We start from the raw sequence: 14,773 nt of genomic DNA on the forward strand, positions 1-14,773 counted from the left end.
GCGGCACCCGTCCATCCTGTGGGAGGATTTCAAGCATGCTCCGTTGGCTCACAGCCGGCGAATCCCACGGCCCCGAACTCATCGCCATCCTTGAGGGCCTGCCGTCTGGAATCCCGGTTTCCGTAGAAAACATCCAAACCGATCTCGCGCGCCGCAAACTCGGCTACGGCCGGGGTGCGCGCATGAAGTTCGAACAGGACGAGGTGTCGCTCTCCGGTGGCATCGTGCACGGGTTCACGCTCGGCAGCCCCGTCGCGATCCGCGTCGGCAACACCGAATGGCCGAAGTGGACAGAGGTCATGGGAGCAGCACCCGTCGAGGGCGACGCGAAGACGACGGGCCGCGGCGCCCCGCTCACCCGGCCCCGCCCGGGTCACGCTGATCTCGTGGGCATGCAGAAGTACGGTTTCGACGAGGCCCGCCCGATCCTCGAGCGCGCGAGCGCCCGGGAGACCGCCGCCCGCGTCGCGCTCGGCGCTGTCGCACGGAACTTCCTGGCCGAACTCGGAATCACGCTCGTCAGCCACACGCTCTCCATCGGGCCGGTCCGGGTGCCCGAGGGGTCCCCTCTGCCGCGACCGAGCGATGTCGACACGCTCGACGCCGATCCTCTCCGCTGCTTCGACCCTGCGACGTCAGCCCTGATGGTGGCTGAGGTCGACGACGCCCACAAGGAGGGCGACACGCTCGGCGGCGTCGTCGAGGTGCTCGCCTACGGCCTGCCGCCGGGGCTCGGATCGCACGTGCACTGGGACCGGCGCCTCGACTCGCAGCTCGCCGCAGCGCTGATGGGCATCCAGGCGATCAAGGGTGTCGAGGTGGGCGACGGGTTCCTCACAACGACCCGCCGTGGGTCCAGGGCCCACGACGAACTCTTCGAGGTCGACGGTGAGATCGGGCGCTCGAGCGACCGGGCGGGCGGCACCGAGGGCGGCATGAGCACCGGCACAGTACTGCGCGTACGCGCCGGCATGAAGCCGATCGCCACCGTTCCGCATTCGCTTCGCACGGTGGATGTCCAGACCGGCGGTGCGGCGGCAGCGAACCACCAGCGCTCCGACGTCTGCGCCGTTCCCGCAGCGGGCGTCGTCGCCGAGGCGATGGTGGCGCTCGTGCTCGCGAATGCGGTCCAGGAGAAGTTCGGCGGCGACTCGGTGCGCGAGACGAAACGGAACCTCGACAGCTACCTCGCCGCGATCCCCGCGTCGCTCCGGAGCGGGCACGAGACGGTCCAGGCGCCCGAGCGGGACGACGAGGCCCCGGGCGAGCGGAGCGACGGCACGAGTGCAGCGCCCGTGCGCGAGGGGTTCGATGCGGGCACGTCCGGCGACGGCAGGACGCCCGGCGACAGCCCGGCTCCTGGCGACAGCCCGGCTCCCGGCGACAGCGCGGCGCCCGGCGACACCCCGGGCATCCGGTGACCGTCGTCATCATCGGCCCGCCGGCCGCCGGCAAGACCCGGATCGGCCGCCGCGTCGCGAAACTGCTCGACATGACCTTCACCGACACCGACAAGCAGATCCAGGCCGGCCACGGGCCGATCCCGGCCATCTTCGAGACGCAGGGCGAGGCGCGGTTCCGCGAGATCGAGCGCACCGAGGTCGTGCAGGCGCTGAAAGAGGGCGGCGTCGTCTCGTTCGGCGGGGGTGCCGTGCTGAACCCGGCCACCCAGCGCGACCTCGACGGCTGCCTCGTGGTGCTCTTCACCTGCACCGCCGAGGCCGTCAGTGCACGCCTCGGCAACGCGAAGAGGCCGCTCGTTCCCGACGTCGAAGCCTGGCAGAAGGTGGTGGATGCCCGGCGGGAGCTCTACGACGAACTCGCCGACTTCAGTGTCGACACCTCGCACCACCGGGCCGACGACATCGCCGAAGAGGTCGCCGCCTGGATCCGCACCCAGCTGGGAGAGCACGTATGAGCACCGAAGACACCACCACCACCGACACCGCAAGCACCGACACCACCGGCACCACGGGCACGGACACCCCGACCGTGATCACCGTGCCGGGCACCGCGCCCTATGACGTGATCGTCGGGCGCGGCGTGCTCGCCGGCCTCGGGGCCTCCCTCGCGCCCGGGGTGCGGAAGATCCTGATCGTGCACGCCCCCCAGCTCGCCGACTGGGCCTCGTCCCTCCGCGACGGGCTGAAGTCCGACTACGAGGTGCTGCTCGCCGAGATCCCCGACGGCGAAGGCGCGAAACGCGTCGAAGTCGCGTCGTTCCTCTGGCAGATCCTCGGCCAGGCCGACTTCACGCGCTCCGACGCCATCGTCGGCTTCGGCGGCGGTGCCACCACCGACCTCGCCGGATTCGTGGCGGCGACCTGGCTGCGCGGAGTGCAGCTCATCCAGGCCCCGACCACCCTGCTCGGCATGGTGGATGCGGCCGTCGGCGGCAAGACCGGCATCAACACCGCGGAGGGCAAGAACCTCGTCGGAGCGTTCTACGCACCCACCGCCGTCATCGCCGACCTCGACACCCTGGCCAGCCTGCCCCGGAACGACCTGCTGGCCGGTTTCGCCGAGGTCGCCAAGGCGGGCTTCATCGCCGAGCCCGAGATCCTCGACATCCTCGAACGGGACGTGGATGTCGCCACCGACCCGACCTCGCCCGAATTCCGTCGGCTCGTCGAACTGTCGATCGCCCTCAAGGCGAGGGTCGTCGGCGAAGACTTCAGGGAGTCGGGCCTCCGCGAGATCCTGAACTACGGCCACACCCTCGGCCACGCGATCGAGCACACCGAGCGCTACCAGTGGCGCCACGGGGCAGCCGTCGCGGTCGGCATGATGTTCGCGGCCGAGCTCGGCCGGCTCACCGGCTCGCTCTCGGACGATGCCGTCGACCGGCACCGGCGCATCCTCGAGTCGTTGACGCTGCCCACCAGCTACCCCGTCGGCCGCTGGAACACGCTGCTCGCGGCGATGCAGCGCGACAAGAAGGCGCGGGGGAGCATGCTGCGCTTCATCGTGCTCGACGACATCGCGAAGCCCACCGTGCTGCAGGGGCCGGAGACCGCGTTGCTGTTCGCGGCCTACCAGGAGATCGGCTCATGACCCGCGTTCTGGTGCTCAACGGCCCGAACCTCGGCCGCCTCGGCAGCCGGGAGCCCGACGTCTACGGCCACCAGGATCTGGATGCCCTCCGGCAGTTGCTCGAGACGAATGCGCCCGACGGCTTCGATGTCGACGTGCGGCAGACCGACGACGAGTCGGAGCTGATCGGCTGGCTCCATGCCGCCGTGGATGCCCGCACCCCGGTCATCCTGAACCCCGCCGCCTTCACGCACTACTCCTACGGGCTCCGCGACGCCGCCGCCCTCGTGACGAAGGCGGGGGTGCCGCTCATCGAGGTGCACATCTCGAACCCGCACGCCCGCGAGACGTTCCGGCACACCAGCGTGATCTCCGGCATTGCGACCGGCGTCATCGCGGGCTTCGGATTCGACGGCTACCGGCTGGCCCTCGACCACCTCTCCCGCATCTCGACTACACTTTGATGTCGGGCTGAAAAGGCCCCGCAACTCTCCGCATGATTCACAGGCGTGCACGTCTCCCAACCGAATGGATCCACCTCTCCCATGGCTTCGACAAGCGACATCCGTAACGGCGTAGTGATGAAGATCGACGGCCAGCTCTGGGCTGTCATCGAGTTCCAGCACGTCAAGCCCGGCAAGGGTGGCGCCTTCGTGCGCACCAAGATCAAGAACGTGCTCTCGGGCAAGGTCGTCGACCGCACCTTCAACGCTGGCGCGAAGATCGAGACGGCCAACGTCGACCGCCGCGACTACACCTACTCCTACAACGACGGCCAGGACTTCGTGTTCATGGACAACGACACCTACGAGCAGCTCAGCGTGACCGACAAGGTCGTCGGCGACGCGAAGAACTACATGCTCGAGAACCAGCCCGTCACCATCGCGCTGCACGAGGACGCCCCCCTCTACGTCGAGTTGCCGGCATCCGTGATCCTCGAGATCACCTACACCGAGCCGGGCCTCCAGGGCGACCGCTCGACCGGCGGCACCAAGCCCGCCACCGTCGAGACCGGGCACGAGATCCAGGTGCCGCTGTTCCTCGAGCAGGGCACGAAGGTCAAGGTCGACACCCGTACGGGCGACTACCTCGGCCGCGTCAGCGACTAGGGCCGCCTTCCTCCATGAGTGCACGCACGAAGGCCCGCAAGCGGGCGCTCGACATCCTGTACGCGGCGGATGTCCGCCAGATCTCCATCAACGAATCCCTCGGGGCGGAGGCGGCCAGGGCCCTCACGGAGCCCGCCCGTGAGGCCTCGTGGGAGTACGCGCGCGAGATCGTCGACGGGGTCGTCGCGCACGGCTACGAGATCGACGAGCTCATCGAGACCTACGCCGTCGGCTGGACCCTCGGCCGCATGCCGCACGTCGACCGCGCGCTCCTCCGCATCGGCATCTGGGAGATCCTCTACAACGACGGCGTGCCGGATGCCGTGGCCATCGCCGAGGCGGTCGAAGCCGCCCAGTCGATGTCGACCGACGACTCCGCCGGCTTCATCAACGGCATCCTGGCCAAGATCGCCCAGACCAAGGGCGTCGCCCACTAGCGTCGGGTGAGGCGCTCGCTCCCTCGCCGTAGCGTGCAAACGGACGAGGGCGGGCGGAGACGACGCTCTATACGAGGGCACGTCGGCTGAGCGACGCCCGTTAGAACCGGGACTGTGGGCGGCTGGTAGGGTGGGGGGAACACGACAACCTTTAAGAGCCGTACTGTGAGACGGAGAAGGGAGTCCGAGTCATGGCGCGCACTGTGCTGTCTCAGGCTGACATTTCGCGGGCGCTGACCCGCATCTCGCACGAGATCCTCGAGTCCAACCGGGGGGCCGGCGGTCTCGTGATTCTCGGGGTCCCGACGCGGGGCGTGTTCCTCGCCCGGCGCATCGCGGCGATCATCCAGCGCATCGAACCTGACGCCCCGGCGTCGCTGGTGGGCGCGCTCGACGCGACGATGTACCGCGACGACCTGGCTCGGAACATCACCCGCACCCCGCAGCCGACGGACATTCCGGCCGGGGGAGTCGACGGGAAGACCGTGGTGCTGGTCGACGATGTGCTGTACTCGGGGCGCACGATCCGCGCGGCTCTGGATGCGCTGAGTGACATCGGCAGGCCCCGTGTGGTGCGGCTCGCCGTGCTGGTCGACCGGGGGCACCGTGAGCTGCCGATCCGCGCCGACTTCGTGGGCAAGAACCTGCCGACGTCGACCGATGAGCGGATCAACGTGCGGCTGAGCGAGGTGGATGAGCTCGAAGAGGTCAGCATCGAAGGGCCTCGCGACGAGACACGAGTGACCGGCGACGCCGCACCGCGCGTCTTCCACGACGCGTTCGACGAGGGCAGCGACGAGCCCGACGGAGGCACCCGGTGAGGCACCTCCTGTCGACGAAATCGCTCAGCCGCGACGAGGCGCTGCAGATCCTCGACGTCGCCGAGGACATGGCGACCGTCAACGACCGCGAGGTCAGGAAGCTGCCCGCGCTCCGCGGCAAGACTGTCGTCAACCTCTTCTTCGAGGACTCCACCCGCACGCGCATCTCGTTCGAGGCGGCCGCGAAGCGCCTGAGCGCCGACGTGATCAACTTCACCGCCAAGGGCTCCAGCGTCTCGAAGGGCGAGAGCCTGAAGGACACCGCGCAGACGCTCGCAGCGATGGGCGCCGACGGGGTGGTCATCCGCCACCACGCGAGCGGCGCACCTCTGCTGCTCGCCGAGAGCGGCTGGATCGATGCCCCTGTCATCAACGCGGGCGACGGCACCCACGAGCATCCGACCCAGGCCCTGCTCGACGCGTTCACGATGAGGCGGCGACTCTACGGAGGGGCCAGCCGTGGCCGCGACCTGAACGGGGTGAGCGTCGTGATCGTGGGCGACATCCTGCACTCCCGGGTCGCCCGCTCGAACCTGTGGCTGCTCGAGACCCTCGGTGCGCACGTCACGTTCGTGGCTCCGGCGACGCTCATCCCCTTCGGAGCGGACGGGGCGCGAGGCGCAGGACAGGCACCCGCCTGGCCGGCCACCATCAGCTACGACCTCGACGCCACGATCCGCGACGCCCAGCCTGACGTCGTCATGATGCTGCGCATCCAGAGCGAGAGGATGAACGCCGCCTTCTTCCCCAACGCCCGCGAGTACTCGCGCATCTGGGGGCTCGACGACGCGCGGCTGGCCAGCCTCGGCCCCGATACCATTGTCATGCACCCCGGACCGATGAACCGTGGCCTCGAGATCTCCGCGGGCGCCGCCGATTCCCCCCGGTCGACGGTGCTCGAACAGGTCGCCAACGGGGTCTCGATCCGCATGGCCGTTCTGTACCTGTTGATGTCCGGCCAGTCACCATCGGTCGAACGAAAGGAAGCATCGTGAGCACGCCGACACACCTGATTGTGGGTGCCACCCTCCCGACGGGGGAACGCGCCGACCTGCTGGTTCAGGATGGCCGGCTCCTCCGCATCGTGAGAGGCGCGGAAAGCGCCAGCACGAAGGGTGCGATCCGTATCGACGCCGACGGCCTCATCGCGCTGCCCGGCCTCGTCGACCTGCACACGCACCTCCGCGAGCCCGGCTTCGAGCAGAGCGAGACGGTGCTGACCGGTACCCGGGCCGCTGCCGCCGGTGGATTCACCGCGGTGTTCCCGATGGCGAACACTCTCCCCGTCTCCGACACGGCCGGCGTGGTCGAGCAGGTCATGACCCTCGGCGACGACGCGGGCTACGCCACGGTGCGTCCGATCGGCGCTGTCACGGTCGGTCTCGCCGGGGAGCGGCTCAGCGAGATCGGCGCGATGGCACACTCGAAGGCTCGCGTGCGGGTCTTCTCCGATGACGGCAAGTGTGTGCACGACTCCCTGCTGATGCGCCGCGCCCTCGAATACGTGAAGACGTTCGACGGTGTCGTTGCACAGCACGCACAGGATCCGCGGCTCACCAAGAACGCCCAGATGAACGAGGGCGCCCTCTCCAGCGAGCTCGGCCTGAAGGGGTGGCCGGCCGTCGCCGAGGAGTCGATCATCGCCCGTGATGTGCTGCTCGCCGAGCACGTCGGCGCGAGACTCCACGTCTGCCACATCTCCACCGCGGGATCGGTCGACGTCATCCGCTGGGCCAAGGCGCGCGGCATCGTCGTGACGGCCGAAGCGACGCCGCACCACCTCCTGCTGACGGAAGACCTGATCCGGAGCTACGACGCCCGCTACAAGGTGAACCCCCCGCTTCGCCGCGATGAGGATGTGCGGGCCCTCCGGGAGGGTCTGGCCGACGGCACGATCGACATCATCGCGACCGACCACGCCCCGCATCCGACGGAGTCGAAGGAGGCGGAGTGGGATGCCGCGAGCTTCGGCATGGTCGGGCTCGAGTCCGCGCTGAGCGTCGCCCAGACGGCCCTTGTCGACACCGGCCTGCTCGGGTGGGACGACATCGCCCGGGTGCTCTCCCGCACCCCCGCGGAGATCGGCCGCCTCGCCGGCCACAGTCATACCTTCGAGACCGGCGCTCCCGCGAACTTCACGCTGCACGACCCGAGTGCGTCGAGCACCTTCGAGCTCGACCGGCTGGCCGGCAAGAGCCACAACTCCCCGTTCCTCGGCCGCACACTCTCGGGCCGTGTTCAGCACACGTTCCACCACGGGTACCCGACGGTGCAGGGCACCCGGGTGCTCGAAAGCGACATCGTCGCAGCTTCGGCTGCGACCCAGAAAGCAGGTACAGCACTGTGAACACCCTGGTTCTCGCCCTCCCGGTGATCGCCCTCCTGGTCGTCCTCTACCTCGCCATGGTGCTCGGCTGGCGCGCCCGCAAGAAGCGCCAGGCCGGTTTCGCCGCAGCCGCGGTCACCCCGGAGGACGCCGGTGCCCTGCTGCTCGAGGCGCCGATGCTCTACGTGGCGACGACGCCCGCGAACAAGCCCCTCGAGCGGCTCGTGCTGCCGGGGCTCGCGTTCCGGGGCCGTGGCACGTTCATCGTCTGGGAGAAGGGCGTGACCCTCTCGATCAACGGTGAGCCAGACGTCTACGTTCCGTACGGCAACATCCGGTCCATCGGAACCTCGACCTTCACCATCGACCGCGTCGTCGAGTCGGGTGGCCTCGTGCGCCTCGACTGGACCACGCCGCTGGTCGGCGACGAGAAGGCCCGCACCGTGGCCGCGACCGCGGGTGCCACGCGCCGCGAGAAGCAGGTCATCCTCGCCGCCGCAGCTGCGGGCGACCGCCCCTCGAACGCCGACATCGAGTCGTACGTGCGCATCCTCGACCAGGCCGACAGCGTGCGCGTGCTCAGCACCGTACAGTCGCACCTCCCGAGCCGACACCCCGGCAACCCCACTGACACCCCGAAACAGGAAGGCCAGGTCGCGTGATCGCCACCGAACCGGCAGTATTCGTTCTCGAAGACGGCACCCGCTACACCGGCAGGGCGTACGGCGCCCGCGGGCGTACCTTCGGTGAAGCCGTCTTCGCCACCGGCATGACCGGCTACCAGGAGACCCTGACCGACCCGTCGTACGCCGGCCAGATCGTCATGATGACGGCCCCGCACATCGGCAACACAGGCACCAACGACGAAGACCTCGAGTCGAGCCGCATCTGGGTCTCCGGCTTCGTCGTGCGGGATCCCTCCCGCATCGTGTCGAACTTCCGCGCGACCCGCTCGCTCGACGATGACCTCGTGCGTGACGAGGTGGTCGGCATCAGCGGTATCGACACGCGTGCCGTCACCCGCCACATCCGTTCCGCCGGGGCCATGCGCGCCGGCATCTTCTCGGGCCCCGACTTCGAGCTGTCACCGGATGCCCAGCTGAAGCTCGTGCGGGAGGGCGCCGAGATGGCGGGCCAGAACCTCTCGAGCCGCGTCTCGACCGCCGAGCGCTACACCGTGCCGGCGGTCGGCGAACGGATCGGGTCCGTCGCCGTGCTCGACCTCGGCGTGAAGAAGTCGACGCTGAACTATCTCGCCGACCGCGGATTCGACGTCGAGGTGCTCCCCGAGTCGATCTCGTCGGCGGAGGTGCTCGCGCTCGAACCCAGCGCGCTGTTCTACTCGAACGGGCCGGGCGACCCTGAGGCATCCGAAGGTCACGTGCAGGTGCTCCGCGACGTGCTGCGCGCCGGCGTGCCGTATTTCGGCATCTGTTTCGGCAACCAGCTGCTCGGCCGCGCCCTCGGCTTCGGCACCTACAAGCTGCCGTTCGGGCACCGCGGCATCAACCAGCCGGTGCTCGACCGCACCACCGGCCGCGTCGAGATCACCAGCCAGAACCACGGTTTCGCAGTCGACGCACCCCGCGAGGGCGTCACCGACAGCCCCGAAGGCTTCGGCCGGGTCGAGGTGAGCCACATCAGCCTCAACGACGACGTGGTGGAGGGCATCCGGTGCCTCGACATCAACGCCTTCAGCGTGCAGTACCACCCGGAGGCGGCCGCGGGGCCGCACGACTCCATGTACCTGTTCGACCGGTTCCGGGAGATGGTGCTGACCGGCTCCCTCGACACAGCGAATGCCGAGATCAGTAAGGAAGGCAACTGATGCCCAAGAGAGAAGACATCAAGAGCGTCCTGGTCATCGGATCGGGGCCCATCGTCATCGGCCAGGCGTGCGAGTTCGACTACTCGGGCACGCAGGCCTGCCGGGTGCTGCGTGAGGAGGGGGTGCGCGTCATCCTCGTCAACTCGAACCCCGCCACGATCATGACCGACCCCGACTTCGCCGATGCGACGTACATCGAGCCCATCACCTGGCAGGTCATCGAGAGCATCATCAAGAAGGAGAAGCCCGACGCGATCCTGCCGACCCTCGGCGGCCAGACGGCGCTGAACGCGGCGATCGACCTGCACAAGAACGGCATCCTCGAGAAGTACGACGTCGAGCTGATCGGCGCGAACTTCGAGGCGATCAACAAGGGCGAGGATCGCCAGATCTTCAAGGAGCTGGTGCTCGAGTGCGGTGCGGATGTCGCGCGCTCGTTCATCGCGCACACCGTCGAGGAGGCGGTGACCTACGCCGAAGACCTCGGCTACCCGCTGGTCGTCCGCCCCTCGTTCACCATGGGCGGACTCGGATCGGGTTTCGCGTACACCGAGCAGGAGCTCCGGCGCATCGTCGGCGACGGCCTGCACCAGAGCCCGACAACCGAGGTGCTGCTCGAGGAGAGCATCCTCGGCTGGAAGGAGTACGAGCTGGAGCTCATGCGCGACACGGCCGACAACACCGTGGTCGTCTGTTCGATCGAGAACGTGGATCCGGTCGGGGTGCACACCGGCGATTCGATCACGGTCGCGCCCGCCCTCACGCTGACCGACCGCGAATACCAGAACCTCCGCAACATCGGCATCGACATCATCCGCGCCGTCGGCGTGGACACGGGTGGCTGCAACATCCAGTTCGCCATCGACCCGGCCAACGGGCGCGTGATCGTCATCGAGATGAACCCTCGCGTGTCGCGGTCGTCGGCGCTGGCATCGAAGGCCACCGGCTTCCCGATCGCGAAGATCGCGGCCAAGCTGGCGATCGGCTACCGGCTCGACGAGATCCCGAACGACATCACCAAGGTCACGCCGGCGTCGTTCGAGCCGACGCTCGACTACGTCGTCGTGAAGGTGCCGCGCTTCGCGTTCGAGAAGTTCCCGGCGGCGGATGCCACGCTCACGACCACCATGAAGTCGGTCGGCGAGGCGATGGCCATCGGCCGCAACTACTCGACCGCCCTGCAGAAGGCGCTCCGGTCGCTCGAGAAGCGCGGATCCTCGTTCCACTGGGACGGGAATGCCGACGACCTGTCGAAGGAGGAACTGCTGGCGATCGCCGCGGTGCCGACCGACGGCCGCATCGTGACGGTGCAGCAGGCGTTCCGCGCGGGCGCAACCCTCGAGGAGGTCTTCGAGGCCACCAAGATCGACCCGTGGTTCCTCGACCAGATCGTGTTGATCAACGAGGTCGCCGACGCGATCGCGGCCGCTCCGCTGGCCGACGAGGCGACACTGCGGCTCGCGAAGGACCACGGTTTCTCCGACGTGCAGATCGCCGCGCTCCGCGGCGTCTCCGAGGAGGAGATCCGCGACACCCGCTACGGGCTCGGTGTCCGCCCGGTCTACAAGACGGTCGACACCTGCGCGGGGGAGTTCCCCGCCCTCACGCCGTACCACTACTCCTCGTACGACTCCGAGACCGAGGTGACTCCGTCGGAGCGCCGCAAGGTCGTCATCCTGGGCTCCGGCCCGAACCGCATCGGGCAGGGCGTCGAGTTCGACTACTCCTGCGTGCATGCGTCGTTCGCGCTGTCCGACGCCGGCTACGAGACCATCATGATCAACTGCAACCCCGAGACGGTCTCGACCGACTACGACACCAGCGACCGGCTCTACTTCGAACCGCTGACGCTCGAAGACGTGCTGGAGGTCATCCATGCCGAGCGCCAGAGCGGCGAGCTCGTCGGTGTCGTCGTGCAGCTGGGCGGCCAGACCGCGCTCGGGCTCGCGAAGGGCCTGAAGGCCGCGGGCGTGCCGATTCTCGGAACCACACCCGAGGCGATCGACCTCGCCGAGGAGCGCGGGCTGTTCGCCGGGATCCTGGATGCCGCGGGCCTCCTCGCGCCGAAGAACGGCACGGCCTTCGACTACGACTCGGCTGTCACCGTCGCCGAGGAGATCGGCTACCCCGTGCTGGTGCGCCCGTCGTACGTGCTCGGCGGCCGCGGCATGGAGATCGTCTACGACAGCCCCTCGCTCGAGGACTACTTCGAGCGGGTCGCCGGCCAGGGGATCGTCGGGCCGTCGCATCCGCTGCTCGTCGACCGCTTCCTCGACGACGCGATCGAGATCGACGTCGACGCGCTCTACGACGGCGAAGAGCTCTACATCGGCGGGATCATGGAGCACATCGAGGAGGCCGGCATCCATTCCGGCGACTCGTCGTGCACCCTTCCTCCCGTCACGCTCGGGCAGGACGTCATCGCCCGCGTCAAGGTGGCGACGCTCGGCATCGCGTCGGGGATCGGCGTGCGGGGACTGCTGAACGTACAGTTCGCGGTGGGAGCGGGCATCCTGTACGTGCTCGAGGCGAACCCCCGGGCATCCAGAACCGTGCCGTTCGTGTCGAAGGCGCTCGGTATCCCGCTCGCCAAGGCCGCGTCGCGCATCATGGTGGGCGACTCGATCGCGTCGCTCAAGGCCGAGGGCATGCTGCCGGTCATCGACGGCTCGATCGTGCCTTTCGACGCGCCGGTGTCGGTGAAGGAGGCCGTGCTGCCGTTCAAGCGGTTCCGCACCAAGGAGGGCCTGGTCGTCGACTCGGTGCTCGGCCCGGAGATGCGCTCGACCGGTGAGGTCATGGGCATCGACCGCGACTTCCCCCGAGCGTTCGCGAAGAGCCAGGAGGCCGCGTACGGCGGACTGCCGCTCTCGGGTTCGGTGTTCGTGTCGGTCAGCGACCGCGACAAGCGCGCGATCGTGCTGCCGGTGCTGCGGCTGCAGCAGTTGGGCTTCGAGATCCTCGCGACGGCCGGTACCGCCGAGGTGCTGAACCGCAACGGCATCAAGGCGCGCATCGTCCGGAAGTACAGCCAGGGAGCGGATGCCGCGACAGCCGAGCCGACGATCGTCGACCTGATCAACCGCAACGAGGTCGACATCGTGATCAACACGCCCTCGGGGCGCTCGGCACGGGCGGACGGGTATGAGATCCGCGCGGCGGCAGTGGCGGCCGACAAGCCGCTGTTCACCACGATCGCGCAACTCGGTGCCGCCGTGGCCTCCTTCGACGGCATGAAGGAGGGCTTCACCGTGACGAGCCTGCAGGAGTACGCGTGGGAACGCGCCGAGGCCCTCGAACGGGCCGAGGTGCTCGCGCTGGCGAACGCAGCGCAGTGAAAGAGGGAATCACCCCGTTCGGCGAGCGGCTGGCCGGCGTCTTCGCGACGCTCGGCCAGCTGTGCGTCGGCATCGACCCGCACGACTACCTGCTCGACGCGTGGGGGCTGCCCCGTTCGGCCGCCGGAGTGCGCGAGTTCGGGCTGCGGGTCGTGGATGCCGCGGCCGGCCGGGTGGGCATCCTGAAGCCGCAGGCGGCCTTCTTCGAGCTCTACGGAGCAGCCGGGTTCAGCGCCCTCGAAGAGGTGCTCACTGCGGCCCGCGCGGCCGGGCTCCTGGTGATCGCCGACGCCAAGCGCGGAGACATCGGCACCAGCGCCGCCGCGTACGGTCGTGCGTGGCTGGAGCCGGGCTCGGCGCTTGAGTCCGACGCGGTGACGCTCACGGCCTACGCCGGGGTCGGGTCGCTCACGCCGGTCTTCGAGCTGGCCGAGCGGGCCGGCAAGGGCGCATTCGTGCTGAGCGCGACATCCAATCCCGAATCGTTCGTGCTGCAGACCGCGCGGGCCAGCGTCGGGGGAGAGTCCGTCTCGGTCGCAGGTCTCGTCGCCGGCGAAGTCTCCACCTTCAACCGTTCGGCGGCGCACGGGCACGACCGGGCGCCGGCTGCTGTCGGTAACATCGGACTCGTGCTTGGAGCTACGAAGAACCTCACCGATTACGGAATCGACCGCGACGCGCTGGCTGCGTCCCCCTCGACGCCGGTGCTGGCGCCCGGTTTCGGGTTCCAGGGCGCCACGTTCGCCGAGGTGCGCCCGGTCTTCGGTGCTCTGACGCCGTCGACGGTGGTCGCGGTCGCCCGGTCGGTGCTCTCCGCTGGGCCCTCGGGGCTGGCCGCGGGCATCCAGAGCCAGGCCATCGAGCTCGGCGACGCCCTGGCGGCCAGCCGATGAAGCCGCCGGAGGTCGACAGGGTCGCCGCGTCCCGTGCCGCGGTCGCTGCACGGCGTGCGCGCGCTGACGTGAAGAAGAACATCGTCACGGGCGTGCGGAGCGCCGACGACGTGGTGCGGACCGGGCTCCGCGACCCCGCCGGCGCGGAGGGCGGCCTCCGGGTGCGCGACCTGCTGCTCTGCATACCCGGCCTCGGCCCGGTGCGGAGCGACCGGATTCTCGAGAAACTGGCCATCTCCCCCTCGAAACGGGTGGGCGGCCTCGGTCGGCACCAGCAGGAGCGGCTGCTCGAGTTCCTCGGCACTCGCACGGGCGATGCCCGCACCGGTGCTGCGGCCCCGACCCGCGTGGGCGGCAGCCGCGGCGACGGGCCGCAACTGGTCGTGTTGGCCGGCCCGACCGCGGTCGGCAAGGGCACCGTCTCGACGTTCATCCGCGAGAACTATCCCGAGGTGAAGCTGTCGGTGTCGGCGACGACCCGGAGCCCCCGCCCCGGCGAGATCGACGGCGTAAGCTACTACTTCGTGACCGACGCGGAGTTCGACCGGATGATCGCCGAGGGCGAGTTCCTCGAATGGGCCACCGTGCACAACTCCTCGCGCTACGGCACCCCGCGCGGGCCCGTGCAGGAGGCGCTCGACGCCGGCCGGAGTGTGCTGCTGGAAATCGATATCCAGGGCGCACGGCAGGTTCGGGCATCCGCACCGGAGGCCGTTCTGGTGTTCCTGCTCCCGCCGAGCTGGGACGAACTGGTGCGCCGGCTGATCGGCCGCGGCACCGAATCGAGCGAGGAACAGGCGCGCCGGCTCACCACGGCGAAGGTCGAACTGAAGGCGCAGAACGAGTTCGATTTCCGTGTCGTGAACAACAAGGTCGAAGATGCGGCGCGCGAGGTCGTAGACTTGATGAATATTTCCGCTCGGCCCGCCCCGGCCTGATGCACGATCTGAAGGCCGCGTGAAGCGCTGGCCTTCCCCCGATTCAAGGA

Annotated in this window: 14 protein-coding genes; all 14 read left to right on the forward strand. The window is 69.0% G+C overall.

The window, feature by feature from the left end; translation table 11 throughout:
- The first annotated feature begins 35 nt into the window (after positions 1-35).
- Positions 36-1,421 carry a chorismate synthase gene (aroC, locus tag FB464_RS05265; protein ID WP_116414798.1) on the forward strand — a complete coding sequence of 462 codons (1,386 nt, stop codon included), beginning with the start codon at positions 36-38 and terminating at the stop codon, positions 1,419-1,421.
- Positions 1,418-1,918 (forward strand): shikimate kinase, encoded by a 501-nt coding sequence (locus FB464_RS05270; RefSeq protein ID WP_116414797.1) that lies wholly within the window; start codon positions 1,418-1,420, stop codon positions 1,916-1,918. The genes aroC and FB464_RS05270 overlap by 4 nt, the downstream gene beginning before the upstream one ends.
- Positions 1,915-3,054 carry a 3-dehydroquinate synthase gene (gene aroB / locus FB464_RS05275; protein ID WP_116414796.1) on the forward strand — a complete coding sequence of 380 codons (1,140 nt, stop codon included), beginning with the start codon at positions 1,915-1,917 and terminating at the stop codon, positions 3,052-3,054. Before FB464_RS05270 ends, aroB begins: the two co-directional genes overlap by 4 nt.
- Positions 3,051-3,497 carry a type II 3-dehydroquinate dehydratase gene (locus FB464_RS05280; RefSeq protein ID WP_116414795.1) on the forward strand — a complete coding sequence of 149 codons (447 nt, stop codon included), beginning with the start codon at positions 3,051-3,053 and terminating at the stop codon, positions 3,495-3,497. Before aroB ends, FB464_RS05280 begins: the two co-directional genes overlap by 4 nt.
- Before the next feature lie 81 nt (positions 3,498-3,578).
- The gene (gene efp, locus FB464_RS05285; RefSeq protein ID WP_116283170.1) at positions 3,579-4,142 is read left to right on the forward strand and encodes an elongation factor P; all 564 of its coding nucleotides are present in this window, start codon (positions 3,579-3,581) and stop codon (positions 4,140-4,142) included.
- A gap of 14 nt (positions 4,143-4,156) precedes the next feature.
- A complete protein-coding gene (gene nusB / locus FB464_RS05290) occupies positions 4,157-4,579 on the forward strand; it encodes a transcription antitermination factor NusB (protein WP_116414794.1) in 423 nt (140 codons plus the stop codon).
- A gap of 191 nt (positions 4,580-4,770) precedes the next feature.
- Positions 4,771-5,400, forward strand: a complete 630-nt coding sequence (pyrR, locus tag FB464_RS05295) for a bifunctional pyr operon transcriptional regulator/uracil phosphoribosyltransferase PyrR (protein ID WP_116414793.1) — start codon at positions 4,771-4,773, stop codon at positions 5,398-5,400.
- The gene (locus FB464_RS05300) at positions 5,397-6,395 is read left to right on the forward strand and encodes an aspartate carbamoyltransferase catalytic subunit (protein WP_116414792.1); all 999 of its coding nucleotides are present in this window, start codon (positions 5,397-5,399) and stop codon (positions 6,393-6,395) included. Before pyrR ends, FB464_RS05300 begins: the two co-directional genes overlap by 4 nt.
- On the forward strand, positions 6,392-7,747 hold the full coding sequence (locus FB464_RS05305; RefSeq protein WP_116414791.1) for a dihydroorotase: 1,356 nt from the start codon (positions 6,392-6,394) through the stop codon (positions 7,745-7,747). The genes FB464_RS05300 and FB464_RS05305 overlap by 4 nt, the downstream gene beginning before the upstream one ends.
- Complete coding sequence (locus FB464_RS05310; RefSeq protein WP_116414790.1) at positions 7,744-8,388, forward strand: PH-like domain-containing protein; 645 nt, start codon at positions 7,744-7,746, stop codon at positions 8,386-8,388. Before FB464_RS05305 ends, FB464_RS05310 begins: the two co-directional genes overlap by 4 nt.
- A complete protein-coding gene (carA, locus tag FB464_RS05315) occupies positions 8,385-9,554 on the forward strand; it encodes a glutamine-hydrolyzing carbamoyl-phosphate synthase small subunit (RefSeq protein WP_246092942.1) in 1,170 nt (389 codons plus the stop codon). Before FB464_RS05310 ends, carA begins: the two co-directional genes overlap by 4 nt.
- Positions 9,554-12,892, forward strand: coding sequence for a carbamoyl-phosphate synthase large subunit (carB, locus tag FB464_RS05320; protein ID WP_116414789.1), 3,339 nt, complete (start codon positions 9,554-9,556; stop codon positions 12,890-12,892). The genes carA and carB overlap by 1 nt, the downstream gene beginning before the upstream one ends.
- Positions 12,889-13,785, forward strand: a complete 897-nt coding sequence (pyrF, locus tag FB464_RS05325) for an orotidine-5'-phosphate decarboxylase (protein WP_246092943.1) — start codon at positions 12,889-12,891, stop codon at positions 13,783-13,785. Before carB ends, pyrF begins: the two co-directional genes overlap by 4 nt.
- Positions 13,782-14,723 (forward strand): guanylate kinase, encoded by a 942-nt coding sequence (gmk, locus tag FB464_RS05330; RefSeq protein ID WP_116414788.1) that lies wholly within the window; start codon positions 13,782-13,784, stop codon positions 14,721-14,723. Before pyrF ends, gmk begins: the two co-directional genes overlap by 4 nt.
- Positions 14,724-14,773: the final 50 nt, after the last annotated feature.

It is taken from the genome of Subtercola boreus, assembly GCF_006716115.1.
GTDB classification, from domain to species: Bacteria; Actinomycetota; Actinomycetes; order Actinomycetales; family Microbacteriaceae; genus Subtercola; species Subtercola boreus.

Bases quoted from the DNA above. Each gene is read 5' to 3' on its own strand.
- nusB (WP_116414794.1), top strand. From the start codon at position 4,157: ATGAGTGCACGCACGAAGGCCCGCAAGCGGGCGCTCGACATCCTGTAC.
- aroB (WP_116414796.1), top strand. From the start codon at position 1,915: ATGAGCACCGAAGACACCACCACCACCGACACCGCAAGCACCGACACC.
- FB464_RS05280 (WP_116414795.1), top strand. From the start codon at position 3,051: ATGACCCGCGTTCTGGTGCTCAACGGCCCGAACCTCGGCCGCCTCGGC.
- carB (WP_116414789.1), top strand. From the start codon at position 9,554: ATGCCCAAGAGAGAAGACATCAAGAGCGTCCTGGTCATCGGATCGGGG.
- gmk (WP_116414788.1), top strand. From the start codon at position 13,782: ATGAAGCCGCCGGAGGTCGACAGGGTCGCCGCGTCCCGTGCCGCGGTC.
- aroC (WP_116414798.1), top strand. From the start codon at position 36: ATGCTCCGTTGGCTCACAGCCGGCGAATCCCACGGCCCCGAACTCATC.
- efp (WP_116283170.1), top strand. From the start codon at position 3,579: ATGGCTTCGACAAGCGACATCCGTAACGGCGTAGTGATGAAGATCGAC.
- pyrR (WP_116414793.1), top strand. From the start codon at position 4,771: ATGGCGCGCACTGTGCTGTCTCAGGCTGACATTTCGCGGGCGCTGACC.